Source organism: Paenirhodobacter sp. (assembly GCF_050177655.1).
In the GTDB taxonomy this organism is placed as follows: Bacteria; Pseudomonadota; Alphaproteobacteria; order Rhodobacterales; family Rhodobacteraceae; genus Rhodobacter.
In genome coordinates, this window is the sequence record NZ_JBFXGV010000008.1 from 48348 (window position 1) to 72124 (window position 23777).

At 69.9% G+C, this 23777-nt stretch carries 25 protein-coding genes; 18 read left to right on the plus strand and 7 right to left on the minus strand.

Features of this window, described 5'->3' with window-relative positions:
• Positions 1 to 465, minus strand: a complete 465-nt coding sequence (locus AB7U46_RS05420; RefSeq protein WP_428335923.1) for an Lrp/AsnC family transcriptional regulator — start codon at positions 463 to 465, stop codon at positions 1 to 3.
• A 122-nt stretch (positions 466 to 587) separates the two neighbouring features.
• Here AB7U46_RS05420 and putA point away from each other — a divergent pair, with 122 nt between their 5' ends.
• Positions 588 to 4001, plus strand: coding sequence for a bifunctional proline dehydrogenase/L-glutamate gamma-semialdehyde dehydrogenase PutA (gene putA / locus AB7U46_RS05425; RefSeq protein WP_428335924.1), 3414 nt, complete (start codon positions 588 to 590; stop codon positions 3999 to 4001).
• 3 nt (positions 4002 to 4004) lie between these two features.
• Here the strand turns inward: putA and AB7U46_RS05430 are convergent, their stop codons facing one another.
• From AB7U46_RS05430 to AB7U46_RS05440, 3 genes are read right to left on the minus strand one after another with little or no spacing between them, the layout of a single operon-like run.
• Positions 4005 to 5051, minus strand: coding sequence for a quaternary amine ABC transporter ATP-binding protein (locus AB7U46_RS05430; protein WP_428335925.1), 1047 nt, complete (start codon positions 5049 to 5051; stop codon positions 4005 to 4007).
• A complete protein-coding gene (locus tag AB7U46_RS05435; RefSeq protein ID WP_428335926.1) occupies positions 5044 to 5952 on the minus strand; it encodes an ABC transporter permease in 909 nt (302 codons plus the stop codon). The genes AB7U46_RS05430 and AB7U46_RS05435 overlap by 8 nt, the downstream gene beginning before the upstream one ends.
• A gap of 53 nt (positions 5953 to 6005) precedes the next feature.
• Entirely contained in the window at positions 6006 to 7010 is a 1005-nt protein-coding gene (locus tag AB7U46_RS05440) for an ABC transporter substrate-binding protein (protein WP_428335927.1), read from the minus strand.
• 320 nt (positions 7011 to 7330) lie between these two features.
• Between AB7U46_RS05440 and AB7U46_RS05445 the strand changes: the two genes are divergently transcribed.
• From AB7U46_RS05445 to AB7U46_RS05475, 7 genes are all read left to right on the plus strand, one after another.
• On the plus strand, positions 7331 to 8482 hold the full coding sequence (locus AB7U46_RS05445; protein ID WP_428335928.1) for a CaiB/BaiF CoA transferase family protein: 1152 nt from the start codon (positions 7331 to 7333) through the stop codon (positions 8480 to 8482).
• Between the two features lie 60 nt (positions 8483 to 8542).
• Positions 8543 to 9670 carry an aminodeoxychorismate synthase component I gene (locus tag AB7U46_RS05450; protein ID WP_428335929.1) on the plus strand — a complete coding sequence of 376 codons (1128 nt, stop codon included), beginning with the start codon at positions 8543 to 8545 and terminating at the stop codon, positions 9668 to 9670.
• Positions 9631 to 10260: an aminotransferase class IV family protein gene (locus tag AB7U46_RS05455; RefSeq protein WP_428335930.1), complete on the plus strand. Its 630-nt coding sequence runs from the start codon at positions 9631 to 9633 to the stop codon at positions 10258 to 10260. Before AB7U46_RS05450 ends, AB7U46_RS05455 begins: the two co-directional genes overlap by 40 nt.
• Positions 10261 to 10324: 64 nt before the next feature.
• Positions 10325 to 11371, plus strand: coding sequence for an aldo/keto reductase (locus tag AB7U46_RS05460; protein ID WP_428335931.1), 1047 nt, complete (start codon positions 10325 to 10327; stop codon positions 11369 to 11371).
• On the plus strand, positions 11349 to 11696 hold the full coding sequence (locus tag AB7U46_RS05465; protein ID WP_428335932.1) for a hypothetical protein: 348 nt from the start codon (positions 11349 to 11351) through the stop codon (positions 11694 to 11696). Before AB7U46_RS05460 ends, AB7U46_RS05465 begins: the two co-directional genes overlap by 23 nt.
• On the plus strand, positions 11684 to 12187 hold the full coding sequence (locus AB7U46_RS05470; protein WP_428335933.1) for a lipocalin family protein: 504 nt from the start codon (positions 11684 to 11686) through the stop codon (positions 12185 to 12187). The genes AB7U46_RS05465 and AB7U46_RS05470 overlap by 13 nt, the downstream gene beginning before the upstream one ends.
• Positions 12187 to 13074 carry an EamA/RhaT family transporter gene (locus tag AB7U46_RS05475; protein ID WP_428335934.1) on the plus strand — a complete coding sequence of 296 codons (888 nt, stop codon included), beginning with the start codon at positions 12187 to 12189 and terminating at the stop codon, positions 13072 to 13074. Before AB7U46_RS05470 ends, AB7U46_RS05475 begins: the two co-directional genes overlap by 1 nt.
• Here AB7U46_RS05475 and AB7U46_RS05480 read toward each other — a convergent pair.
• Together AB7U46_RS05480 and AB7U46_RS05485 are read right to left on the minus strand one after the other, a co-directional pair.
• Entirely contained in the window at positions 13068 to 13790 is a 723-nt protein-coding gene (locus AB7U46_RS05480) for an NUDIX hydrolase (RefSeq protein WP_428335935.1), read from the minus strand. The genes AB7U46_RS05475 and AB7U46_RS05480 overlap by 7 nt on opposite strands.
• Positions 13783 to 14178 (minus strand): DUF983 domain-containing protein, encoded by a 396-nt coding sequence (locus tag AB7U46_RS05485; RefSeq protein WP_428335936.1) that lies wholly within the window; start codon positions 14176 to 14178, stop codon positions 13783 to 13785. The genes AB7U46_RS05480 and AB7U46_RS05485 overlap by 8 nt, the downstream gene beginning before the upstream one ends.
• Positions 14179 to 14339: 161 nt before the next feature.
• Between AB7U46_RS05485 and AB7U46_RS05490 the strand changes: the two genes are divergently transcribed.
• The 4 genes from AB7U46_RS05490 (at position 14340) to AB7U46_RS05505 (ending at position 16925) form a co-directional block, all read left to right on the plus strand.
• A complete protein-coding gene (locus tag AB7U46_RS05490) occupies positions 14340 to 15278 on the plus strand; it encodes an EF-hand domain-containing protein (RefSeq protein WP_428335937.1) in 939 nt (312 codons plus the stop codon).
• Positions 15279 to 15370: 92 nt separating this feature from the next.
• Positions 15371 to 15955 (plus strand): RNA polymerase sigma factor, encoded by a 585-nt coding sequence (locus AB7U46_RS05495; protein ID WP_428335938.1) that lies wholly within the window; start codon positions 15371 to 15373, stop codon positions 15953 to 15955.
• Positions 15948 to 16343: a hypothetical protein gene (locus AB7U46_RS05500; protein ID WP_428335939.1), complete on the plus strand. Its 396-nt coding sequence runs from the start codon at positions 15948 to 15950 to the stop codon at positions 16341 to 16343. Before AB7U46_RS05495 ends, AB7U46_RS05500 begins: the two co-directional genes overlap by 8 nt.
• A gap of 51 nt (positions 16344 to 16394) precedes the next feature.
• Positions 16395 to 16925, plus strand: a complete 531-nt coding sequence (locus AB7U46_RS05505) for a periplasmic heavy metal sensor (protein ID WP_428335940.1) — start codon at positions 16395 to 16397, stop codon at positions 16923 to 16925.
• 41 nt (positions 16926 to 16966) lie between these two features.
• Here AB7U46_RS05505 and AB7U46_RS05510 read toward each other — a convergent pair whose 3' ends face one another.
• A complete protein-coding gene (locus AB7U46_RS05510) occupies positions 16967 to 18367 on the minus strand; it encodes a diguanylate cyclase (RefSeq protein WP_428335941.1) in 1401 nt (466 codons plus the stop codon).
• 102 nt (positions 18368 to 18469) lie between these two features.
• On the opposite strand from AB7U46_RS05510, the gene AB7U46_RS05515 reads away from it, so the two are divergent.
• The 6 genes from AB7U46_RS05515 (at position 18470) to AB7U46_RS05540 (ending at position 23752) form a co-directional block, all read left to right on the plus strand.
• A complete protein-coding gene (locus AB7U46_RS05515) occupies positions 18470 to 18748 on the plus strand; it encodes a DUF3572 domain-containing protein (protein WP_428335942.1) in 279 nt (92 codons plus the stop codon).
• Positions 18749 to 18755: 7 nt separating this feature from the next.
• The gene (locus tag AB7U46_RS05520) at positions 18756 to 19451 is read left to right on the plus strand and encodes an HAD family hydrolase (protein WP_428335943.1); all 696 of its coding nucleotides are present in this window, start codon (positions 18756 to 18758) and stop codon (positions 19449 to 19451) included.
• A gap of 137 nt (positions 19452 to 19588) precedes the next feature.
• A complete protein-coding gene (locus AB7U46_RS05525) occupies positions 19589 to 21322 on the plus strand; it encodes a hypothetical protein (protein WP_428335944.1) in 1734 nt (577 codons plus the stop codon).
• A gap of 96 nt (positions 21323 to 21418) precedes the next feature.
• On the plus strand, positions 21419 to 22009 hold the full coding sequence (locus AB7U46_RS05530) for a heme NO-binding domain-containing protein (protein ID WP_428335945.1): 591 nt from the start codon (positions 21419 to 21421) through the stop codon (positions 22007 to 22009).
• The gene (locus AB7U46_RS05535; RefSeq protein WP_428335946.1) at positions 22006 to 23055 is read left to right on the plus strand and encodes a GGDEF domain-containing protein; all 1050 of its coding nucleotides are present in this window, start codon (positions 22006 to 22008) and stop codon (positions 23053 to 23055) included. Before AB7U46_RS05530 ends, AB7U46_RS05535 begins: the two co-directional genes overlap by 4 nt.
• 88 nt (positions 23056 to 23143) lie before the next feature.
• Positions 23144 to 23752: a nicotinate-nucleotide adenylyltransferase gene (locus AB7U46_RS05540; RefSeq protein ID WP_428335947.1), complete on the plus strand. Its 609-nt coding sequence runs from the start codon at positions 23144 to 23146 to the stop codon at positions 23750 to 23752.
• Positions 23753 to 23777 lie beyond the last annotated feature (25 nt).

Below are 23777 nucleotides of genomic sequence, written 5' to 3' on the forward strand. Positions count from 1 at the left end.
TCAGGGGCTGAGCCAGTTCTGCTCCACCACCGCCTCCATCGCGACATAGCTCGAGGTCGCGTGGACATGGGGCAGGGCGGAAAGCTTCTCCCCCATCAGCCGCCGATAGTCCGCCATGTCGCGTGAGCGCACCTTGATCAGGTAATCGAAGCCGCCCGCGATCATGTAGCATTCCTCGACCTCGGGGATCGCGCGCACCGCGGCGTTGAACTGTTCGAGCGCCTTCGCGCGGGTGTCGCTCAGCCGCACCTCGACATAGGTGACATGGGTGAGGCCGAGCTTGAGCGGCGAGAGGATCGCGCGGTAGCCGGTGATCAGCCCCATCTCCTCCATCGCCCGGATCCGCGCGGCGACCGGGGTCTTCGACAGGCCGACCTTGCGCGCGAGTTCCGCGATCGGCAGGCGCGCATTGGCGACGAGTTCGGCGAGAATCTTGCGGTCGGTGGCGTCGAGCGGATCGGTCATGACTGAAATTCCCCCTGATTTCAGGCGATACGCCTGTCAAGGTGACAATCTTTGGGCGCATCGTCCAGCGCAATCGCAGTATTCTTGGGTATACGCTCCCCCTCACACCCAGGACATTCGCCATGATCGCCGCCCCGATTGACGTTCCGCCGTCTCAGGATCTTTCCACCCTCGGCCTCGACGCCAAATTCGCGCCCGAGCGCGCCGTGCTCGAGCGGCTCGTCGCCGAGGCCGCGCTGTCCGAGGCGATGCGCGCCGCGATCTCGGCGCGGGCGGCGGGCCTCGTGCGGCGAATCCGGGCGGAGGCGAAGCCGAGCCTGATGGAGCATTTCCTTGCCGAATACGGGCTTTCGACGCGCGAGGGCGTGGCGCTGATGTGCCTTGCCGAGGCGCTTTTGCGGGTGCCGGACGCGGGCACGATCGACGCGCTGATCGAGGACAAGATCGCGCCCTCGGACTGGAGCCGGCACCTTGGCACCGCGGCCTCCGCGCTCGTCAATGCCTCGACCTGGGGGCTGATGCTGACCGGCAAGGTGCTGGAAGAAGGGGGCGAGGGTATCGCCGGCACGCTGCGCGGCGCGATCCGGCGGCTGGGCGAGCCGGTGATCCGCGCCGCCGTCGGCCAGGCGATGCGCGAGATGGGGCGGCAGTTCGTGCTGGGCGAGACGATCGAGAAGGCGCTCGCCCGCGCCCGCAAGCGCGAGGCGGAGGGCTTCACCTACAGCTATGACATGCTGGGCGAGGCGGCGATGACGGCGGCGGATGCCGCGCGCTACGCCGAGGATTACGCCCGCGCGATCGCCGCGATCGGCAAGGCGGCGGTGCGCGGCTCGGTCACCGCGAACCCGGGGATCTCGATCAAGCTTTCGGCGCTGCATCCGCGCTACGAGGTGGCGCAGGAGGTGCGCGTGATGGCCGAGCTCGTGCCCGTCGTGCGCGATCTCGCGCGCGCGGCGCGGGCGGCGGGGATCGGCATGCATGTCGATGCCGAGGAGCAGGACCGGCTTGCGCTCTCGCTCAGGGTGATCGAGGCGGCGATGGCCGATCCCGATCTCGCCGGCTGGGACGGGTTCGGCGTGGTGGTGCAGGCCTATGGCAAGCGCGCCGGCGCCGCGATCGACGCGCTTTATGCGATGGCGGGGCGCTATGGGCAGCGGCTCAACATCCGCCTCGTGAAGGGCGCCTATTGGGACACGGAGATGAAGCGCGCGCAGGTCGAGGGGCTGCCGGGCTTTCCGCTTTTCACCTCCAAGGTCGCGACCGACGTGAGCTATATCTGCCTCGCGAAGAAGCTCTTCGGGCTGAGCGACCGGATCTATCCGCAATTCGCCACCCATAACGCGCATAGCGTCGCGGCGATCCTCGAACTGGCCGAGGGGCGGCCCTTCGAGTTCCAGCGCCTGCATGGCATGGGCGAGCGGCTGCATGACATCACGCTGCGCGAAACCAAGGGCCGCTGCCGGATCTATGCGCCGGTGGGCGCGCATCGCGACCTGCTCGCCTATCTCGTGCGGCGGCTGCTGGAGAACGGGGCGAACAGCTCCTTCGTGCATCAGATCGTCGATGAGAGCGTCGCGCCCGAGGCGATCGCGCGCGATCCCTTTGCCGCGCTTGCCAGCGCGCAGCCGCCCTCCGCGCTGCGCGCGCCCGCGGCGATTTTCGGCGAAAACCGGATCAATTCCAAAGGCTTCGATCTGAGCGATCCGGAGGAGCTCGCGCGGATCGAGGCGGCGCAGGCGGTGGCGCTGCCCGATGCGGCGCCGCTCACGGTGAGCGCCGCCACGGGCACCGCGCGCCCGGTCGCGAACCCCGCGACGGGCGAGATCCTCGCGCAGGTGAGTGAGGCGGACGATGCCTGCGTCGCGCGGGCGCTGGCCGATGCCGCGCCCTGGGCCGCGCCGGCGGCAGAGCGCGCCGCGGTGCTGCGCCGTGCCGCCGATCTTTACGAGGAGAACTTCGGCCCGATCTTTGCCGCGCTCACCCGCGAGGCGGGCAAGACCCTGCCCGACGCGGTGGGCGAGCTGCGCGAGGCGGTCGATTTCCTGCGCTATTACGCGGCTGAAGGCGAGGGCGAGGCGCACGGCCCGCGCGGGATTTTCGTCGCGATCAGCCCGTGGAACTTCCCGCTTGCGATCTTCACCGGGCAGATCGCCGCGGCGCTGAGCGCGGGCAATGCGGTGCTGGCAAAACCGGCCGAGCAGACGCCGCTTATCGCCGCGATCGCGGTGCGGCTTTTGCACCGGGCGGGGGTGCCCGCCACGGCGCTGCAACTGCTGCCGGGCGATGGCGCCACGGTCGGCGCGGCGCTGACCTCCGACGCGCGGGTGAATGGCGTCGTCTTCACCGGCTCGACCGAGACGGCGCGGATCATCGCCGCGGCGATGGCCGCGCATATGGCGCCCGGCACGCCGCTCATTGCGGAAACCGGCGGGCTCAACGCGATGGTGGTCGACAGCACCGCGCTCCCCGAACAGGCGCTGCGCGACATCGTGACGGCGGCCTTCCGCTCGGCCGGGCAGCGCTGTTCGGCGCTGCGCTGCCTCTACCTGCAGGAGGAGATCGCGCCGCAGATGATCGAGATGATCCGCGGCGCGATGGATCAGCTCAGCGTCGGCGATCCGCGCCGGCTTGCCAGTGATGTCGGCCCGCTGATCGACGCCGAGGCGGAGGCGGGGATCGCCTCCTATCTGGCGGCGAACGCGAACCGCGTGCTGCACAGCGTCGAGGCGCCCGAGGCCGGGCATTTCTGCGCGCCCACGCTGCTCAAGGTCGCGGGGATCGAGGATCTCGAGCGCGAGGTCTTCGGCCCGGTGCTGCATGTCGCAACCTTCCGCGCGGGTGACCTGCCGCAGGTGATCGCGGCGATCAACGCGCGGGGCTTCGGCCTGACCTTCGGGCTGCACACGCGGATCGACGCGCGGGTGCAGGAGCTGGCCGAGGCGATCCACGCCGGCAATATCTACGTCAACCGCAACCAGATCGGCGCGGTCGTCGGCAGTCAGCCCTTCGGCGGCGAGGGGCTTTCGGGCACCGGGCCGAAGGCGGGCGGGCCGCTCTATCTCGGCCGGTTCTTCGCGCCGGCGCAGGGCGTCGCGGGCGAGGACTGGGCGCAGGGCGGGGCGCTGCCCACGCCTGAGGCTGGCGGTGCGAAGCTCGAGGAACGGCTGATGCCGGGCCCGACGGGTGAGCTCAACCGGCTTGCGCTTTGTGCCCGCGAACCGGTGCTTTGCCTTGGCCCGAGTGCCGGGGCGGCGGCGGCGCAGGCCGCGGCGGTCGAGCGGCTCGGCGGGCTGGCTGTGGTTGCGAAAGGCGCGGTCGATCCCGCGCAACTGACGGAAATAGAAGGATTTTCCGCGGTGCTCTGGTGGGGCGGCGAGGCGCGCGGGCGCGCCTATGCGCAGGCGCTGGCCGCGCGCAAGGGGCCGATCCTGCCGCTCATCTGCGCGCAGCCCGATCGCGCCCATGTCGCCCATGAGCGCCATCTCTGCGTCGACACCACCGCCTCGGGCGGCAATGCCGCGCTGCTCGCGGGGTGAGGTTCAGCCGGCGGGGCTTTCCGCCGGCGTCACCATCGCGCTCAGGATCGCGCCGGCATCGACCACGCCGATCTCCTGCCCGGCGCGGTCGAGGAGCGTCGCGCTTTGCACCCCGGCCTGGGTCATCGCGCGCGCGACCTTCTCGATCACCAGCCGGCCCGGAACCCGCAGCTCCGGCGCCGGTTCTTCCGCGCCCCGCGGCCGGAGCAGACGGTCGGCGCGGATCACCTTGCCGCGGTTCACCTCGCGCACGAATTCGGCGATGTAGTCATTCGCCGGGCGCAGCACGATGTCCTGCCCGGTGCCCACCTGTTCGAGCGCGCCGTCGCGCAGGATCGCGATGCTGTCGCCCAGCCGCAGCGCCTCGTCGAGGTCGTGGGTGATGAAGACGATGGTCTTGTGCAGCTCCTCCTGCAGCTCGAGCAGCACCTTCTGCATGTCCATCCGGATCAGCGGGTCGAGCGCGGAAAAAGCCTCGTCCATCAGGAGGATATCGGCGTCGTTGGCGAGCGCGCGGGCCAGTCCGACGCGCTGCTGCATGCCGCCCGAAAGCTGGCTTGGATAGTTCGTCTCGAAGCCGGAAAGCCCCACGCGCTCGATCCATTTGCGGGCGAGGGGTTCGGCCTCCTCGCGCGGTTGGTGGCGGATATCGAGCCCGTAGAGCGTGTTTTCCAGCACGGTGCGATGCGGCAAGAGCGCGAATTTCTGGAACACCATCGCCGTCTTCGTGCGGCGGAATTCGCGCAGCGCGCGCGGGCGCATCTGCACCACATCGGCGCCGTCGTAGAGGATTTCGCCCGCGGTCGGCGCGATCAGCCCGTTGATGTGGCGGATCAGCGTCGACTTGCCGGAGCCCGAGAGCCCCATGATCACCGAGATCTCGCCCGGGGCGAGCGTCAGGTTGATGTCGCGCAGGCCGAGAACATGATCGTGGCGGTCGTTCAGCTCCTCCTTCGTCATCCCCTCCTGCACCGGTTTCACCCAGCGTTCGGGATGGCGGCCGAAGATCTTGTAAAGATGGCGGATCTCGATGCCGGAGCGTTCAGTCATGACCTGCCTCGCGATGTTTCTGCAGCCGCTTGCCGAAGGCCTGCGAGGTGCGGTCGAAGATGATCGCGATCGCGACGAGGGCGAAGCCGTTCAGGAAGCCGGTGGTGAAATACTGGTTGGTGATCGCCTGCAGCACGTTCTTGCCCAGGCCACCGACGCCGACCATCGAGGCCACGACCACCATCGAGAGCGACATCATGATCGTCTGGTTCACCCCGGTCATGATCGCGGGCAGCGCGAGCGGCAGCTGCACGCCGAAAAGCTTCTGCCGCGGATCGGCGCCGAAGGCATCGGCCGCCTCGGTCACCTCGCGGTCGACCATGCGGATGCCGAGGTTCGTCAGCCGGATCATCGGCGGCACCGCATAGATCACCACCGCGATCAGGCCGGGCACCTTGCCGATGCCGAAAATCACGACGACCGGAATGAGATAGACGAAGGAGGGCAGGGTCTGCATGACGTCGAGCAGCGGCGTGAGCAGGCGCTGGAACCGGTCCGAGCGCGCCATCGCGATGCCGAGCGGCAGGCCGATCAGGATCGCGACGAGGGTCGCGACCGCGACCATGGCCAGCGTCGTCATCGTGTCGGTCCAGAGCCCGAAGGTGCCGATGCCGGCCAGCGCCAGCGCCGCGCCAAGCACGGTGCGCCAGCTGCGCGAGCCGGCCCAGACGATGGCGAGGATCGCGAGCATCATCACCGGCCAGGGCGCATGGGTGAACAGCCGCTCGAGCCCGTTGAGGAAGATCTGCAAGGGCGCGGTGGCCGCGTCGATCGCCTCGGAATGGGCGCGCACGATGTCGCGAAAGCCGTCGTCGATGCCCTTGCGCATCATCCGCAGGCTCTTCGCGTCGAGGGAAGGGAAGGAACACAGGGCCTCGGGCAGGCCCCAGCAATTCGCCATCGGTCATCCTCCGTTGGGCGAGGCCGGCGCGGAGACCGCGCCGGCGGGGGCGCTCAAAGCGCGGCGTCGATCTTCGCGGCGGTCTCGGGCGAGACCCAGCCGTGCCACATGTCCTTGTAATTTTCGAGGAACCAGCGCGCGGCATCCTCGTTCGTGCCCTGGTTCGCATCCATCCAGGCGAGCACCTTGCCGACCGTCTGGTTGTCCCAGGCGCGGGCCTTGACGTAATCCATCGCGACGCCGGCCTTTTCGGCGAATTCCTTCGTCACCACGGTATAGACGTCGGAGACCGGATAGGCGTTCGGCTTCGGATCGGGGCAATCGGCCTGCGAGGTGCAGGCGTCCCAGGCGGCCTTGTCGTTCGGCACGCCGGCGTCGAGCTTCACCATCTCGTATTTGCCGAGGATCGCGGTCGGCGCCCAGTAATAGCCGAACCAGCCCTTTTTCGCCTCATAGGCATTGGCGATCGAGCCGTCGAGCCCGGCCGCCGAGCCGGTGTCGACGAGGTCGAAGCCCTTCGCCTCGGCGCCATAGGCGCGATAGAGGTTCTCGGTCGAGATCTGGCAGTTCCAGCCCGAGGGGCAGTTGAAAAGCGCACCGCGCGACGGGTCTTCGGGCGCGGGGAACAGCTCGGGGTGCTTGAGCGCATCCGTGACCGTCTTGATTTCGGGATGGGCCTCGGCGAGGTATTTCGGGATCCACCAGCCCTCGACCCCGCCATCGGAGAGGATCTTCGCCGCCTCGACGAGCCGCCCCTCGGCGACGGCCTGGTCGAGCGCGGTCTTCACCGCGTTCACCCAAAGCTCGGGCGCCATGTCGGGTTCGCCCTTCTCGTTCATCGAGGTGAAGGTCGGCATCGTGTCGCCGGTGACCAGCGTCACCTCGCAGCCGTAGCCGTCCTCGAGGATGATCTTGTCGACCCAGGCGGCGACGCCGGCCGAGGCCCAGTTCATCTCGGCGATCGAGACGGTGCCGCAATCCTCGGCGGCCTGGGCGGGAAGGGTGAGCGCGGCGAGGGCGGTGGCGGAAAGAAGGAAACGGGCAAGATTGGCCTGCATCGGGTTGCTCCTGTCGGGCAGCGGAAAGGTCATGCCGGGCGGTGCTGCGGGCCCCCGGCAAGGCGCAGGCCGGCCCGGAACGGGGCGGCGCGCCGGACGAGCCCATCGAAATGGGATGAAAGCGACATGTGGAGTCGTAAATGTATTGATCCTGAGGTTCAAGGTCTGTTTGCGACATGCTGCGATGTCGGAAATAATTCTCGTGGCGATCTATGCGTTTCGCGCATGCTGGGCCGCGCAAATGTCGCGGAAACATCCGTCGCCTCCCGTGGGGGAATTCGTTACCAAGGGGCCAGCGCAGCCCGAGCGGAGGGAAGCAGATGCAGGCGGGAGAGGCGCCCCTGAAGGGGCTGAAGGTGGTGGAACTCGCGCGGATCCTGGCGGGGCCCTGGATCGGCCAGGTGCTCGCCGATCTCGGCGCCGAGGTGATCAAGGTCGAGGCGCCGGAGGGCGACGACACCCGCCGCTGGGGCCCGCCCTTCGTCGAGCGGGAACGACCGGATGGCAGTTTTGAAACCGTGGCGGCCTATTATCATGCCGCAAACCGCGGCAAACGCTCGGTGCAATGCGACTTTTCGAACAAGGACGATCTGGCGCGGCTGAAGCAGCTGATCGGTGAGGCCGATGTGCTGCTCGAGAATTTCAAGGTGGGGGGGCTGAAGAAATTCGGCCTCGATTACGAAAGTCTCGCGCCGGAAAACCCGCGTCTCGTCTATGCCTCGGTCACCGGTTTCGGGCAGACCGGGCCGCGCGCGAAGCAGCCGGGCTATGATTTCCTCGTGCAGGGCATGTGCGGGATCATGGACCTGACCGGCGCGAAAGGGGGCGAGCCGCAGAAGGTCGGTGTCGCCTGGATCGACATTTTCACCGGGCTTTACGGCGTGATCGGGGTGCAGGCGGCGCTGGCCGAGCGCGAACGGTCCGGCCGCGGGCAGCATGTCGATCTGGCGCTGCTCGATGTCGGCGTCGGCGTGCTCGCGAACCAGGCGATGAACTATCTCCTGGGCGGTGTCGTGCCGCATCGGCTGGGCAATGCGCATCCCTCGATCGTGCCCTATTCGGTGTTTCCCTCCTCGGATGGGCATTTCATCATCGCTTGCGGAAACGATCGTCAGTTCAAGGCCTTGTGCGGCGTTCTTGAGATGGACGAATGCGACGATCCTGATTTCGCGACCAATCCCGCGCGGGTGGTGAACCGCGACGAGATCTGCGCGCGCATCGCCGCGCGCACCGCGCTCCGCCCGAAGGCGGAGCTGATCGCCGCGCTCGAGGGGGCGGGCGTGCCGGGCGGGCCGATCAACGATGTCGCCGAGGCGCTGGCCGAGCCGCAGATCGTCGCGCGGGGCATGAACATCGCGCCCGAGGGCATTGCCGGGCTGCGCACGCCGATCGTGTTTTCGCGCTCACCGCTGGCGCTGGAAAGCGCGAGCCCGGCGCTCGGCGACGGGGAATGGCATTTTTCGGTCGGTTGAGGCGTTGCGCCCGGCCCGCTGCCCCCGCATAACGCCGGGGAAGCAGAGGGCGAGGCGCCGGTGGCCGAAGAGCTGAGTTTCGAATTCGATCGCGGGCCGTCGCCCGGGGGCGCGCGCTTCGCCGCGCCGCGCCGGGTGATCCGCGCCGACCGGCCCGAGGAGGTGCCCGCCGCCTTCGAGGCGATCGAGCGCGCCCGCGAGGACGGGCTCTGGCTCGCCGGCGTGCTGAGCTACGAACTGGGCTATCTCTTCTCGCACCGGCTGGCGGATCTGATGCCGCGCGAACGCGCGGTGCCGCTGGTCCTGTTCGGGGCCTATGACACGCCCGGGACGCCGGGAGAGCAAGCCGCGGAGCCGGTCTCAACTTTGTCTCTCAATCCGCTGATTTCGCAGCAGGATTACGAAGCGGCCTTTGCCCGCGTGCAGGAGTATATCGCGGCGGGCGACGTCTATCAGATCAACCTGACCTTCCCGCTGACAGGGGAAACAACGGCTTCGCCCGCCGCGCTTTATGCCGCGCTCAGGGCGCGTCAGCCGGTGGGGCATGGCTGCCTGGTCGAGGCGGGGGAGTTCGCGCTGCTCTCGCGCTCGCCCGAGCTGTTCTTTGCCGTCGATGCCGCGCGCCGCGCGACGGTGCGGCCGATGAAGGGCACGGTGGCGCGCGGGGTGACGCCCGCGGCCGATGTCGCGGCGGCGGAGTGGCTGCGTGGGTCGGAAAAGAACCGCGCCGAGAACCTGATGATCGTCGATCTTCTGCGCAACGATCTGAGCCGGATCGCGGTGCCGGGCACTGTCCGGGTGCCGAAGCTTTTCGAGATCGAAAGTTACGCGACGGTGCATCAGATGACCTCGACCGTCACCGCGGACCTGGTCGAAAACCTCGATTTCGCAAGGATTTGCGCGGCGCTCTTTCCCTGTGGTTCGGTCACCGGGGCGCCGAAGATCCGCGCGATGCAGATCATCCGCGAGCTCGAGGCGCACCCGCGCGAGGCCTATTGCGGCGCGATCGGCTGGCTTGCGCCCTCGGGCGCGATGGAATTCAACGTGGCGATCCGCACGCTGCATCTGCGCGCGGGGCGGGTCACGCTCAATGTCGGCGGCGGCGTCGTGCATGACAGCCGCGGGCCCGAGGAATGGGAGGAAGCGCTGTGCAAGGCGGCCTTCGCGACGCGGCCCCCGCGGGGCTGACGCTGATCGAGACGATGCGCTGGGAGCCGGGCGCGGGTGTCGCGCTCTTGCCGCGCCATCTTGCGCGGTTGGGCGCAGGGGCGGAGGCATTCGGCATCGCTTTCGCGCCCGAGGCGGTCGTCGCGCGGATCGCGACGGTTGCGGGCGCGGCGCCGCGGCGGCTGCGGCTGACGCTCGATCTGAACGGAACGCTCGACCTCACAACCGCCGATCTGCCGCCGGCGAAGCCGGAATGGCAGGTGAACTTCGCCGCGGAAGGGCTTGACAGCACGTCGATTTGGCGGCGGTTCAAGACCTCGGAGCGCGGGCTTTACGAGCGCGCGCGGGCGGCCCTGCCGGCAGGCGTCGACGAGGCGATTTTCGTCAACGAACGCGGCGAGATCGCCGAGGGCACGATCACCAATGTCTTTCTGGAACGGGACCGCGTGCTGCTGACCCCGCCGCTGACCTCGGGCTGCCTGCCGGGGGTGTTGCGCGCGGATCTGCTTGCCGCGGGGCGCGCGCGGGAGGCGGTGCTGCGCCCGGGCGATCTGGCGGGCGGCGGGCTGTTTTTGGGCAATGCGCTGCGCGGGCTGATCCCCGCCAAGTGATCGGCGGGGGATTCCCTCCGCCGCGCCGCTGTGGCAGGGTCGCGCGGACAGGAAAGGGATAGCCATGCGCAAAGTGGAACTGGGCCGCACCGGGGTGATGGTCACCGAGATCTGCCTCGGCACGATGACCTGGGGCACGCAGAACAGCGAGGCCGAAGGCCACGCGCAGATCGACCTCGCGCTCGATCGCGGGGTGAATTTCATCGACACCGCCGAGATGTATCCGGTCAATCCAATTGGCGCCGAAACCGTCGGGCGCACCGAGGAGATCATCGGCACCTGGTTCGCGAAGACCGGGCGGCGCGACGAGGTCGTGCTCGCCACCAAGGTCTCGGGCGTCGGGCTGAAGGCGGTGCGCGACGGCGCGCCGATCACGCCGACCTCGATCCGCATGGCGATCGAGGGCTCGCTGAAGCGGCTGCAGACCGAGTATATCGACCTCTATCAGTTCCACTGGCCGAACCGCGGCAGCTACCATTTCCGCCAGAACTGGGGGTTCAACGCGCAAAAGCAGCCCTCGGGCGCGGAGATCGAGGCCGATATGATCGCCTGTCTCGAGACGCTGCAGGCGCTGGTGGATGAGGGCAAGATCCGGCATTTCGGGCTTTCCAATGAAAGCTGCTGGGGCACGGCGCAATGGCTGCGGCTGGCCGAGGCCGGGCACGGGCCGCGCGTCGCCGCTATCCAGAACGAATATTCGATGATGTGCCGGCTTTACGATACCGACCTGGCCGAGCTTGGCGTGCATGAGGGGGTGACCTGCCTCGCCTATTCGCCGCTCGCGGTGGGGATGCTCAGCGGCAAATATTCCGGCGGTGCGGTGCCCGAGGGATCGCGCCGTTCGATCGTGCGCGAACTCGGCGGGCGCTCGAACGCGCGCGCCTTCGAGATCGCCGATCATTACGTGGCGCTCGCGCGCGAGCATGGGCTCGATCCGGTGACGATGGCGATCGCCTGGGTGATCGGGCGGCCCTTCCCGGTGGTGCCGATCGTGGGGGCGACCTCGGTCGCGCAGCTGGAAAAATCGCTCGATGCGGCGGGGGTGGTGCTGTCCGAGGTGGTGAAGACCGGGATCGAGAGGCTGCATCATGCGCATCCGATGCCGTTCTGAGATCGCCGCGCTTGCGCTGATCTGCCTTGCCGCCTGCAAGCCCGGCGAGAAGGCCGCGGCGCCGCTCGAACCGGTGGGGGAGGCGAAGATGGCGCTCGAACAGGCGGCCTGCGAGAAGCGCGGCGGTGCCTGGATCCTCGCGGAAAGCGGCACGCGGCTTTGCGCCACGCGCACTCGCGACGGCGGCAAGGCCTGCCACACGAAATCCGATTGCGCGGGCGCCTGCCTCGCGCGGTCGATGACCTGCGCGCCGATGATCCCGCTCACCGGCTGCAACGAGATCGTGACCTCGGCGGGGTTGAGGGTGACCGAATGCGTGCAGTGAAATTTGCGCTGGCTCTGGCGCTGGGTCTGGCGGCCTGTTCCGCGCCGCCCAAACCCGCGCCGGCGCTGCGCGATCCGGCGGCGTGGATTTCCTCGGCGGTGCTCTTCGATCCGGCGCGGTTTGCGGGCGAGTGGCATGTCGCGGAAAGCGGCACGCCGGGCTGCGCCGGGGCGGCGCAGCGCTGGGACTGGGACGGCAAGGCCTATCGGCTGAGCGGGGTCGATTGTTCCGGGGCGAAGCCCGCGAAGCTGAAGGGGCAGGCGGCGCTCACCGGTCCGGGGGCGCGGTTCACGCCAAACGAGGCCTTCGGGCGGGAGCCGGTCTGGCTCCTCTGGGTCGATCAGGATTACCACGTCGCGGTGCTTGGCACGCCTTCGGGGCAGTTCGCCACGGTGCTCTCGCGCGGTCTGCCGCCGCGGGGCGATCTGCTCAAGGCCGCGCGCGAAGTGCTTGATTTCAATGGCTATGACGTGACGCGGATCGGGCGCTGATGGCGCTCTGGATCTGGATCACGCTGGTCGCGGCGGCACTGCAGACGACGCGCTTCGTCTTGCAGAAGAAGCTGGCGGGCGGCGGGCTCTCGACCGGGGGCGCGACGTTTTCGCGCTTTCTTTTTGGCGCGCCGATCGCGGTCGTGACGGCGCTGGCGCTTTTTGCCTCCGGGGCGCAGGTGCCGCTGCCGGGGGTGCGGTTCTGGGGCTTCGTGCTCGCGGGCGGGGCGGCGCAGGTGACCGCGACCTTCCTTACCGTCGCACTGTTTCAATTGCGCAATTTCGCCGTCGGCGTCGCCTTCACCAAGACCGAGACGGTGCAGGTCGCGCTGTTTTCCGCGCTGATCCTCGGTGAGGCGGTCTCGCCCGGTGGCTGGGCGGCGATCGCGGTCGGGCTGCTCGGCGTGCTGCTTTTGTCGAAACCACCGAAGGGCGCGGCCTTCGCGCTGCGCCCGGTGGTTTACGGGGTGATCGCGGGCGGGCTCTTCGGGCTTTCGTCGATTTTCTTCCGTGGCGCGACGATCGAACTCATGCCCGCGCCCTTCTTCACCCGGGCGATCGCGACGCTCGCCTGCGTGACGACGGCGCAGGCGCTGGGCATGGCGCTTTATTTGCGGCTGCGCGAGCCGGGGGAGCTGACCCGCGTCACCCGCGCCTGGCATCGCACGATCTGGGTCGGCGTCACCGGCATCGTCGGCTCGGCGGGGTGGTTTTCGGCCTTCGCGCTGCAGAATGCCGCCTATGTCCGCGCTTTCGGCCAGGTCGAGATCGTGTTCACGCTGACCGCCTCGGCGCTGATCTTCCGCGAGCGGCTGAGCGCGCGCGAGGGGGCGGGGATCGCGCTCGTCGTCGCCTCGCTGATCGCGCTCGTGCTGCTGCGTCAGTAGAGCCGGGCGAAGGTCGCGCGCGGGCCGAGATTGTCGAAGAAGGGGATCGAGGCCGGGGGCGTGTAGCTGCCGCCCGGGCCGGTGAGCGTCGCCTGCACCTCGGCCAGCACCACCTCGGTGATGAAGGGCAGGTTGAGCGCGCGCGCCTCCGCGATCGGCACCCAGTGCAGATGCGAAAGCTCGTCGCAGGCGCGGGAGAAATCGTCGGGGTCGGAGGCGATCTCGGCGACGTCGACGAGGAAGAAACGCGCATCGAAGCGGCGCGGCCGGCCCGGCGGGGTGATCGCGCGGAACACGAATTGCAGCGCGGCGGCGGAGGGCAGGTGGCCGGTCTCGGCGAAGCCCTGCCAGTCCTCGGGCACTTCGGGGCCCCAGGCGCCCGGCGTGCCGAGGATGAGGCCGGTTTCCTCCCAGAGCTCGCGGATCGCGGCGATGGCGAGCGCGGGGCCGAGGCCCGCGGGCGCCTCGAGCGCGAGGCGCCGGGCGGAGGCCTCGGGCAGCGCATGGGCGAGCGGGATCGCGGCATCGCCGCGGTCGAGCGCGCCGCCCGGGAACACGAATTTCGAGGGCATGAAGGCGGCCGAGGCGCCGCGCATCCCCATCAGCACCGAGGGCCCGCGCGGATCGTCGCGCTTGAGTACGATCAGCGTCGCGGCGTCGCGCAGGGCGGTCTTGTCGACCGGCTTTTCGGCGGGGGCTTCGGGGGCGTCAGTCATGCACGATCTCTCCTGCGCCGAAGCCATGCATCCGGCGCGACCATTGGATGGCGAGCATCATCCCCTTCATCCGCGGCAGAAGGAAGAGCGAAAGCGCGACGCAGCCGGTGCCGAAGATCGCGATCAGCACGAGCGGGGAGGGGCGCCAGAGCATGAAGGCGGCGAGCAGCGTCGGCGCGAGGATATGGCCGACGATCAGAATGGTGAGATAGGCCGGCCCGTCGTCGGTGCGCTGGGGCGAGAGATCCTCGCCGCAGACGGGGCAGGTGGCGCGCGGCGTCAGGTAGCCCTGCAGCACCGGGCCGCGCCCGCAGGCCGGACAGCGGCACATCAGCCCGCGCAGGATCGCGCGGCCGACCGGGCGGTCGTCTTCGTTCTCTGGTGTCATGGCTCTCTCCCTGCGGCCGAGCCTAACAGCCCGTCGCGTGCCGGGGAAGTGCGGCGATCACCTCTGGATCACGGCTGCGCGAGGGGCGACGGAACCCCGGCGCCCCCGCGTTTGGTGGGTATCTGCGGCCGGGAGGGGCCGCCTTCACAGGAGACGAGATGATGAAACCGACCCTCAAAAGCACGATCCTTGCCGCGCTGATGGCGGGCGTCGCCCTGACTGCGGTGCCGGTGCTGGCGCAGGACGCGCAGCAGAACGGCCAGATGGTGATGCCGAACGGCCAGCAGATGCAGAACGGCCAACGCCCGATGAACGGTCAGGGCATGCAGAATGGTCAGGGCCCGATGGGTGGCCAGATGGGCCAGGGGCCGATGAACGGTCAGGGTCCGATGGGTGGCCAGATGGGGCAAGGCCCGATGGGCGGTCAGGGCCCGATGGGCGGCCAGATGGGCCAGGGCATGATGAACGGTCAGGGCCCGATGGGCGGCCAGATGGGTCAGGGGCCGATGAACGGTCAGGGTCCGATGGGTGGCCAGATGGGGCAAGGCCCGATGGGCGGCCCGGGCCAGATGGGCATGATGGCGGGCCCCGGCAATGATGCGCCCTGGCCGCGGCTCGACCTGAAATCCTTCGACAAGGACGGCGACGGCAAGGTCACGCTCGCCGAGATCCAGTCGCAGCGCGCCGAGGAGGCGAAGACGATCGACGCCAATGGCGACGGCAAGCTGAGCGCCGACGAGCTGGTCAATGCCGAGCTCGCGAAGGACAAGGTCCGGATCGAGGCGCGGGTGAAGGCGCGGATCGAGGCGCTCGACACCGATGGCGACGGCATGCTCTCGGTCGGCGAGCTGGCGGTGCCCCCGGGGCCGCAGGGCCTGTTCCAGCGGCTCGACACCGACAATGACGGCAGCCTGAGCGCCGACGAGATCGCCGCCGCGCAGGACCGGATGGGGCAGCGCATGGGCCGGATGGGCGATGACATGCGCGGCCCGATGATGGGCCACAAGCATGACCATCGCGGCATGCAGCAGGGCCCGGGCCGCGGCGACCCCGACGATCAGCAGCGCCCGCAGTGGCGCTGGGGTCAGCAGGGGAACTGACGGCTCCCGCGGCGCAGCCGGTCCGCGCAGGCGGGCCGGCCCCCGGGCGGCGGCGATTGCGCGCCGCCCGCTTCCGCGCTAGGCCAGAGGGCATGGATATGGCTTTCGACGCGCTCGGCGAGGTTTCGGACGAAACCCTACTCGTCCTCTACGGCAACGGGGACGAGGGCGCTGCGCGTGCGCTGAGCCTGCGCTTCGCGCCGCTTGCCTTTCGCGTGGCCTATCGCATGCTCGGCGATCGCGCCGAGGCGGAGGATCTCGCGCAGGAGGCGATGCTGCGGCTGTGGAAGATCGCGCCCGAGTGGCGCGCGGGGGAGGCGAAGGTCTCGACCTGGCTTTACCGGGTGGTGACCAATCTCGCGACCGACCGGCTGCGGCGGCGCCGTGGCGTCGGCCTCGACGAGGCGCCCGAAGTGCCCGATGGCGCGGCTTCGGCGCTCGAGCAGATGATCGACGCCGATCGCGCCGCGGCGCTCGAGGCGGCGCTCGCACAGCTGCCGGCGCGGCAACGGCAGGCGGTGGTTTTGCGCCACCTGGAAGGATTGTCGAACCCGGAGATCGCGGCAGCGATGGAAATCGGGGTCGAGGCCGTAGAAAGTTTGACGGCGCGTGGAAAGCGCGCGCTGGCCGCCCTGTTGGCGGGGCGGCGTGAGGAATTGGGGTATGGCCATGGCTGAGATGCGCAAAGACGACGAGAGGCTCGATCTGTTCTTCGCCGCCGGACGGGCGGCACCGCCGGAGCCTTCGGCGGCCTTCCTTTCGCGGGTTGCGGAGGCGGGGCTGTCGGCGCAACGGGCGCGGCAGGCGATGCCGGCGCCCACGCGGCGCGGCGCGGCCTCGGGCGGGGGGATCCTTGGCGCTTTCCTCGGCCTTTTCGGGGGCTGGGGCGGGATCGGCGGGATGGCCACGGCCGCGGCGGCGGGGCTCTGGCTCGGCTTTGCCGGGTCGGACCAGCTGGCGCAGGTCGCGAGCGGCTATACCGGGACCACGACGGCGGCGGCGACGAGCGAGGCGGGGCTTTCGTTCCTTGGCGATGGCGACATTCTTGCGCTGGCGGCGAATTGAGCGGGGCGGAGACGACGGTTTGACGGGGATGCGGCGATGACGGAGCAGCGGATGGACGGGAGCGAAACGGCGGGCAAGACGGGGCTGCGCGGCTGGGTGAAGGGGGTTCTGATCCTCTCGCTCACGCTGAATTTCCTCGTGGTCGGCGTGGTCGTCGGCGGCATCCTCGGCAATGACCGCCACCCGCCGCGCCCGCCGGCCCCCGAGGAGCTGACCTTCGGCCCGCTGACCGGGGCCTTCTCGAAGGAGGACCGGATCGCGATGCGGCGCGCGGCCGAGGGCGGCGGCACCGATTTCAAGGCGATGCGCGCGGTGATGCGCGGCGATTTCGACCGGCTGGTGACGGCGCTGCAGGCCGATCCCTGGGACGAGGCGGCGGTGCGCGCGGTGCTGGGCGAGATGCGCGAGCGCTCGCTCAAGCGGATGGATCTGGGCGAGCAGGTGATGCTCGAGCGGTTGCAGGCGATGACGCCCGAGGCGCGCAAGGCCTTTGCCGCGCGGCTTGTCGACGGGCTGAACCGGTTCGAGCACCGTTTCGATCCGCGTGGGGAACCGCATGGGCCGGGGCCTGATCGCGACTGACCGCAGTCACGACGGAAGGGGCCAGGCCCCGGGAACGCGGTTCAGGCGGCCGGCAGCTGGAACACCTTGACCTGATTGCGCCCCTCGGCCTTCGAGTCGAGCAGGGCGTAATCGGCGCGGGAGATCAGGTCGTCGATCGGATCGGCATCCGGTTCGCCGCCGCCGAGCGCGAGGCCGATCGAGACGGTGACCGAGATCCGGTCCTGCCCGCCGGGCAGCGGGATCGGCGTTTCCTCCATCACCCGGCGCAGCCGTTCCGCGGCGACGCGCGCGGCGTCGAGCGTGGTTTCGGGCATCGCGATCAGGAATTCCTCCCCGCCGATGCGGGCGATCAGGTCGACCTGGCGCAGATTGGCGGTGAGGCGCTGCGCGAGCTCGACGAGCACGGCATCGCCCGCGGCATGGCCCCAGGTGTCGTTCACCGATTTGAAACGGTCGATGTCGAGCACCATCACCGCGTAATGGCGGCCGGTGACGCGCGCGCGCTCCGCCATCCGGGCGAGGTGCGGCATCGCGTAGCGGCGGTTGTAAAGCCCGGTGAGCGGGTCGAGCACGGCGAGGCGCAGCCCGTCGGCGACGCGGGCGCGTTGTTGATCGAGGGTGCGCTTGCGCGCGATCTGGGCGCGCAGCCGCAGCGCGGCCTCTTCCGCGGTGGCGGCCTCGCCGAGTTTTGCGGGGAGCAGGTCGGAGGCGCCGAGATCGAGCGCGACGGCGGCGGTCTCGCGCGCGGCGTCGCGCACGGCGATGCAGATCACCGCATGGCGCGAGGAGGCGCGTGAGCGCAGTTCGGACATCAGGCGCAGCCCCTCGCCAGGGCGGTCGAGATCGGCGGCGATCACATAGGCGTCGGGCGCGGGATCCTCGACCGCGGCGGCGAGCGCCTCCTCCCGGGTGCAGGGCAGCAGCTGGTCGGAGGGCATGAACTGGGCAAGCATCGCCTTCCAGCCGATCGCGGCGGCGCGGCTTTCGGCGATCAGCGCGATGCGCGCGGGGGTCGGAAAGGCGGCGGGCGCCTCGGCAAAGCCGAGGTCGCGGCAGGTGCTGTCGCGCAGGCGCAGCTCCTCGTCGGTTTCGCGCGCGCGCAGCAGGCTGCGCAGCCGCGCGAGCAGCACGAGCTCGTCGAAGGGTTTGACGAAGAATTCGTCGGCCCCGGCCTGCAGCGCGGCGAGCCGCGTCTCGCGGTCGGGGGAGGCGGTGATCACGATCACCGGCAGATGCGCGGTGGTGCCCTCCGACTTCAGCTTGCGGCAGATCTCGATCCCGTTCATGTCGGGCAGGTGCACGTCGAGCAGCACGAGATCGGGCGCTTCCTGGGCGATCAGCCGCAGCGCCTCCTCCCCGGTGCTGGCCTGAACCGTCTCGTAACGGGCGCCCGAAAGCTTCACCTTCAATACGATCCGATTCGTCGCAACATCGTCCACGATCAGGATTTTTCCTGCCATGAACTGATCGCTCCTTCCACCTGCTCTGATCCGACCCTATCATGCGGCAACAAAGGTTAACAAACTCTTTCCGGCCTTTGTTTTAAAGGGGGATGCGACACCATGCGGCAGGATTCCGCGCAGCTTCTGGGGCTTCGGGCGCTGGCCTGGCTCGCTGCGGACGACGATCTTTTCGCGGCCTTCCTGGCGCAGAGCGGCGGCGATGCGGCGCAGCTGCGCGCGCAGGCGCAGGATCCGGCGCTGCATTGCGCGGTGCTCGACTTCATCCTGATGCGCGACGACTGGGTGATCGGCTGCGCCGAGGCGGTGGGGGCGCGGCCCGAGGAGATGCTGATGGCGCGCGAGATCCTGGGCGGTGGCGACCGCGTGCACTGGACCTGAGGGCATGATGATCGACGGCATTCTCTTCGACAAGGACGGCACGCTTTTCGGTTTCGACGCGACCTGGGGGCCCTGGGCGCGGGGGCAGGTGCTTTCGCTTGCGGCGGGGGACGCGGGGCTGGCCGCGCAGCTCGCCGATGCGATCGGCTATGACCTCGCGGCGGCGCGGTTCGCGCGCGATTCCGCGGTGATCGGCGGCACCGTGGCGGAGGTGGCGGGGCTCATGCTGCCGTTCCTGCCCGGGCGCGACCTCGCCGGGCTGATCGCCGATTTCGACTCCGCCGCGCAGGAGGCGCCGCAGGTGCCGGCGGTGCCGCTGCGCCCGGTGCTCGAGGCGCTGCGCGATCACGGCCTCGCGCTTGGCGTGGCGACGAACGATGCCGAGGCCTCGGCGCGGGTGCATCTGCGCAAGGCGGGGGTCGAGGATCTCTTCGAGTTCATCGCGGGCTATGACAGCGGCCATGGCGAGAAGCCGGGGCCGGGGCAGCTTCTGGCCTTTGCCGCGGCGCGCGGGCTTGCGCCGGCGGCGGTGGCGATGGTGGGCGACAGCCTGCATGACATGGGCGCGGCGCGGGCGGCGGGGATGCGGGCGGTGGCGGTGCTCACCGGTCCGGCCCCGCGCGAGGTGCTGGCGCCGGCCTCCGATCTGGTGCTGCCCGACATTTCCGGCCTGGCCGACTGGATCGCGGCGGGGGCGCCCTGAGGGGGCATGATCCGGCCCCTCGAACAGGGGGGCGCGCGGGGCGGCGGCATCGGCTATCCGGGAGCGGCGTCGCGGCTCTGGCCTTCGCGGCCGCGCGTCGTTAGCCTGCGCGGGCCGGACGTGACGAGGAGTGGACGATGGCGAAGCGTGTGCAATATATCCTGCTGGGCCTGCTGGGCGGGCTGGCCTTCTGGGGGCTCGCCTCGGCGCCGGCGGACTGGCATGCGGCGCGCGGCTTCGTCGGCGCGGCGATCTTTGCGGCGGTGTTCTTCGGTGCGGTGCTGGCGATGCTCGGCGATCTCGGGCCGCGGCGGGCGCTGCTTTCGGCGGGCGCGCTCGCGCTTGGGGTCGCGGCGCTCGGCCTGTTGAAATCGTTCGGTTTCGTCGATGCCGGGCAGATGCTCGGCACCGGGCATGTGGTCGTCGCGCTGCTTACCCTGGCGAGCCTGCCGGTGCCCTTCCTGATCGCGCGGGAGCTGGGCGGGAAGGGGCATTGGGTCGATTATCAGGTGCTCTTCATCGAGACCTGGAACATCCTCGTGCGCTATGCCGCGGCCTGGCTTTTCGTGGGCACGGTCTGGCTCGTGCTCTGGCTGCTCGCGATGCTGTTGCGCCTCGTCGGCGTCGAGGCGCTGGCCGATCTGCTTGGCTCGGCGCCGGCGATCTGGCTGGTGAGCGGGGCAGCGCTGGGGCTTGGCCTTTCGGTGGTGACCGAGATGCCGGACATGGTTTCGCCCTATCTGCTTCTGCGGCTGTTCCGGCTGCTGCTGCCGCTCGTGCTGGCGGTCGAGCTGGTCTTCGTCGCGGTGCTGCCGCTGCGTGGGCTCACCCATCTTTTCGGCCATCTCTCGGCGGCGGGGATCCTGATCGCCACCGCGCTTGCGGCGATCGGGCTGGTGTCGGTCGCGGTCGATCAGGACGATGTCGAGGCGGCGCATGACCGGGTGCTGCCGGTCGCGGGGCGGGGGCTCGCGATGCTTTTGCCGCTGCTCGCGGGGCTGGCGATCTGGGCGCTGGCGGAGCGCGTCACGGCGCATGGCTGGACGCCGATGCGGGTGACGGCGGCGGCGGGGAGCGGGGTGATCGCGGGCTATGGTGTGCTTTACGCTGCCTCGGTGCTGACCGGGCGGCGCTGGATGGGCTGGATCCGGCGCGCGAATGTCGCGATGGCGCTTGGCATGATCGGGCTGGCCGCGCTCTGGCTGACGCCGCTGATCTCGCCCGAGACGATCGCGACGCGCTCGCAGATGGCGCGGTTCGAGGCGGGCCGGATCGCCGAGGATCAGCTGCCGCTGTGGCAGTTCGCGCATGACTGGGGCAAGCCCGGGGCGGCGGCGCTGGCCGATCTGCGCGCGCGGGCGGCGGCGCCCGAGGGCGCGGCGCTGGCGATGCAGCTCGCGCGGCTCGACCGGGCGGTCGGGCCCTGGGATCTCGAGCCGACGGTCTCGCGCGATCTGGCGACGCGGGCCTCGGAGCTGCGCGGGGTGGTGGCGGTGCTGCCGGCCGGCGCGGTTGCGCCCGAGGCGCTGCTCGAGGAGATCGCGCGGCTGGGCGATGAGAGCTGGGCGCCGGGTTGTGCCGCGCCCACCGCGGCGGGGAACCCCGGTTGCCTGATCTGGCTTGGCGATCTCGCGCCGGCGCGGCCCGGGCGCGAGGCGCTCTTCCTGCGCGCGGCGGGGGGCACGGCGGGCACGCTTGCATTGCGCGAGAGCGGCACGCTGTGGCAGATCGCCACGCCGGTGTTTCCCGATGGCGGCGCGGCCCCTGCGGGCGCGGCGCTGATCGACGCGCTGAGCGCCGGGGCGGAGCCGGTTGCGGCCGATCTGCGGGCGCTGAGCTTCGGCGGGCGGCAGGTGACGATCCTGCCCTGAACTGCGTTCGGGATCGCGCCCTGAACTGCGTTCGAATCGGCGCGCTTTCAGGGTTTGTTTACGGGCAACGGCTATCGTCCTCGCAAAGGAGCGACGATGCATGGTTTGATCAACAAGTCGGTTCAGGCCTTCCTGCGCGACCACTACGGTCAGCGCGTCTGGGAAAGCGTCGCGCATCGCACCGGCGTCGCGCCCGAGGGGTTCGAGGCGATGCTGCATTACGACGACGATCTCACCGATGCGCTGATCGCCGCCGCGGTCTCCGAACTCGACAAGCCGCGGGCGGCGCTGCTCGAGGATATCGGCGCCTTTCTCGCGATGCGCGAGCCGCTGCGCCGGCTGTTGCGCTTCGGCGGCGCGGATTACTGGGAATTTCTCTATTCGCTCGACGATCTGCAGGGGCGCAGCCTGATGGCGCTGCCCGATCTCGAACTGCCCGAACTTTGCCTGCGCAGCGAGCGGGGCGGGCGGTTCCTGCTCGAGGTGCGGGGGCCGATGCCGGGCTGGGGCGCGGTGATGGCGGGGCTGTTGCGGGCGATGGCGGATGATTACGGCGTGCTCGCGCTGATCGACATGCTCGAAAGCGAGGGGGCCACCGAAAGGGTGCGGGTCGTCCTGCTCGAGGAGGACTGGGCGGAGGGGCGGCGATTCGACCTCGCCCATCCCGGGGTTGGGGCGGTGCTATGACGGTGAATGCAGGGTTTTCGGGCTATTGTCCGCTGGCGGGGCTGACGCCGGTCGATCTGGGGCATCTGATGCCGATGTATCTCTGGCTTGGCACCGATGGCACGATCCGTGCCACCGGGCCGACGCTGGCGAAGATCCTTGGCCCCGAACCGGTGCAGGGCGATCGGTTTTCGCGGCATTTCCGGCTGCATCGCGCGCGGGCGCGTCGCGGCGATGCGGAAGAGGATCCGGGCCTGGCGCTCACCGGCGGGCAGCGCGTCAGCCTGACGCTCGTCGCTCATCCCGGGATCACCCTGCGCGGCACCGCCGTCAGCATCGGCTGCGGCGATCGCGACGGTCGGCTGATCGACCTGACATTCGGGATCCATATCTTTGATATCGTGCGCGATTTCGGCCTGACGGAAGCGGATTTCGCGGCCTCCGACCTCGCCATGGAGCTGCTTTACCTGCAGGAGGCGAAATCCACCGTTCTGGCCGAGTTGCGGGCGCTGACCCAGCGGCTCGAGGAGGCGCGGCTCTCGGCGATGACCCAGGCGATGACCGATGCGCTGACCGGTCTGTCGAACCGGCGCGCCTTCGAGATCGCGCTCGAGACGGCGACACGGGCGCAGATCGCCGGGGGCGCCCCTTTCGCGGTGGTGAGCATCGACCTCGACTTTTTCAAGGAGGTGAATGACGCGCTGGGCCATGCCGCGGGCGACGAGGTGCTGGTGAATGCGGCCAAGGCGCTGCGCGAGGAGACGCGGCGCGGCGATATCGTGGCACGGGTCGGGGGCGACGAATTCGTGCTGCTGCTGCGCGGGCCGCTGCCGCAGATGCAGTTGATGGCGCTGGCGGAACGGATCATCCTGCGGCTCGAGGAACCGATGCGGATCGAGGGGCAGGAATGCCGGATCTCGGCCTCGATCGGGATCGCCTGTTCGGCGCGGCGGGGGCCGGAACGCGTGGGCGAGGTGCTCGGCGATGCGGATGAGGCGCTTTACGCCTCGAAACGTGCCGGGCGCGGGCGCTGCACGATCGCAGGCGGGGAGACGGCGATCTGTTGACCCCGCGATCGCGGCCGTGCGCGCGGGATGCGACGGGGCTGTGACATTGCACTTGGCAGGCTCGGCGGCGATCGGCTAGGGCTTGGCGATGAAACAGGGGTTCCCCATCGCGACGCCGGGCATGCGGATCGGCATTCTGGGCGGGTCGTTCGACCCCGCGCATGAAGGGCATGCACATATCACGCGCGAGGCGCTGCGCCGCTTCGGGCTCGACCGGATCTGGTGGCTGGTGAGCCCGGGCAACCCGCTGAAGGAACACGGGCCGGCGCCGCTTGCGGCGCGACTCGCCCAGGCGCGCCGGGTGATGCCCGATCCGCGGGTCGAGATCACCGATCTCGAGGCACGGCTCGGCACGCGCTACACCGCGCAGACGCTGCGCCGGATCACGGCGCTTTACCCCGGGGTGCATTTCGTCTGGCTGATGGGCGCGGACAATCTGTGCCAGTTCGACCGCTGGGAAAACTGGCGTGGCATTCTCAAGATGGTGCCGGTCGGCGTGCTGGCCCGCCCGGGCTACCGGATGGCGGCGACGCAGGCGCGCGCGGCGCGGATCTGCGCGCGCGCGCGGCTGCCCGCGGCGCTGGCGCGTGGGCTCGCGCTCGCCCCGCCGCCGGTCTGGTGCTTCGTGCAGATGCCGCTTTCCGATCTCTCCTCCTCGGCGATCCGCGCCCGCGGGCAGTGGCAGGGCGGGCGCTGAGGCCCCGCGGCACCTTGCGGCGCCG

Excerpts from the sequence above, each read along its gene's own strand:
- AB7U46_RS05420 (WP_428335923.1), bottom strand. The coding sequence starts at position 465 with ATGACCGATCCGCTCGACGCCACCGACCGCAAGATTCTCGCCGAACTC.
- putA (WP_428335924.1), top strand. The coding sequence starts at position 588 with ATGATCGCCGCCCCGATTGACGTTCCGCCGTCTCAGGATCTTTCCACC.
- AB7U46_RS05430 (WP_428335925.1), bottom strand. The coding sequence starts at position 5,051 with ATGACTGAACGCTCCGGCATCGAGATCCGCCATCTTTACAAGATCTTC.
- AB7U46_RS05435 (WP_428335926.1), bottom strand. The coding sequence starts at position 5,952 with ATGGCGAATTGCTGGGGCCTGCCCGAGGCCCTGTGTTCCTTCCCTTCC.
- AB7U46_RS05440 (WP_428335927.1), bottom strand. The coding sequence starts at position 7,010 with ATGCAGGCCAATCTTGCCCGTTTCCTTCTTTCCGCCACCGCCCTCGCC.
- AB7U46_RS05445 (WP_428335928.1), top strand. The coding sequence starts at position 7,331 with ATGCAGGCGGGAGAGGCGCCCCTGAAGGGGCTGAAGGTGGTGGAACTC.
- AB7U46_RS05460 (WP_428335931.1), top strand. The coding sequence starts at position 10,325 with ATGCGCAAAGTGGAACTGGGCCGCACCGGGGTGATGGTCACCGAGATC.
- AB7U46_RS05465 (WP_428335932.1), top strand. The coding sequence starts at position 11,349 with ATGCGCATCCGATGCCGTTCTGAGATCGCCGCGCTTGCGCTGATCTGC.
- AB7U46_RS05470 (WP_428335933.1), top strand. The coding sequence starts at position 11,684 with ATGCGTGCAGTGAAATTTGCGCTGGCTCTGGCGCTGGGTCTGGCGGCC.
- AB7U46_RS05475 (WP_428335934.1), top strand. The coding sequence starts at position 12,187 with ATGGCGCTCTGGATCTGGATCACGCTGGTCGCGGCGGCACTGCAGACG.
- AB7U46_RS05480 (WP_428335935.1), bottom strand. The coding sequence starts at position 13,790 with ATGACTGACGCCCCCGAAGCCCCCGCCGAAAAGCCGGTCGACAAGACC.
- AB7U46_RS05485 (WP_428335936.1), bottom strand. The coding sequence starts at position 14,178 with ATGACACCAGAGAACGAAGACGACCGCCCGGTCGGCCGCGCGATCCTG.
- AB7U46_RS05490 (WP_428335937.1), top strand. The coding sequence starts at position 14,340 with ATGAAACCGACCCTCAAAAGCACGATCCTTGCCGCGCTGATGGCGGGC.
- AB7U46_RS05495 (WP_428335938.1), top strand. The coding sequence starts at position 15,371 with ATGGATATGGCTTTCGACGCGCTCGGCGAGGTTTCGGACGAAACCCTA.
- AB7U46_RS05500 (WP_428335939.1), top strand. The coding sequence starts at position 15,948 with ATGGCTGAGATGCGCAAAGACGACGAGAGGCTCGATCTGTTCTTCGCC.
- AB7U46_RS05505 (WP_428335940.1), top strand. The coding sequence starts at position 16,395 with ATGGACGGGAGCGAAACGGCGGGCAAGACGGGGCTGCGCGGCTGGGTG.
- AB7U46_RS05510 (WP_428335941.1), bottom strand. The coding sequence starts at position 18,367 with ATGGCAGGAAAAATCCTGATCGTGGACGATGTTGCGACGAATCGGATC.
- AB7U46_RS05515 (WP_428335942.1), top strand. The coding sequence starts at position 18,470 with ATGCGGCAGGATTCCGCGCAGCTTCTGGGGCTTCGGGCGCTGGCCTGG.
- AB7U46_RS05520 (WP_428335943.1), top strand. The coding sequence starts at position 18,756 with ATGATCGACGGCATTCTCTTCGACAAGGACGGCACGCTTTTCGGTTTC.
- AB7U46_RS05525 (WP_428335944.1), top strand. The coding sequence starts at position 19,589 with ATGGCGAAGCGTGTGCAATATATCCTGCTGGGCCTGCTGGGCGGGCTG.
- AB7U46_RS05530 (WP_428335945.1), top strand. The coding sequence starts at position 21,419 with ATGCATGGTTTGATCAACAAGTCGGTTCAGGCCTTCCTGCGCGACCAC.
- AB7U46_RS05535 (WP_428335946.1), top strand. The coding sequence starts at position 22,006 with ATGACGGTGAATGCAGGGTTTTCGGGCTATTGTCCGCTGGCGGGGCTG.
- AB7U46_RS05540 (WP_428335947.1), top strand. The coding sequence starts at position 23,144 with ATGAAACAGGGGTTCCCCATCGCGACGCCGGGCATGCGGATCGGCATT.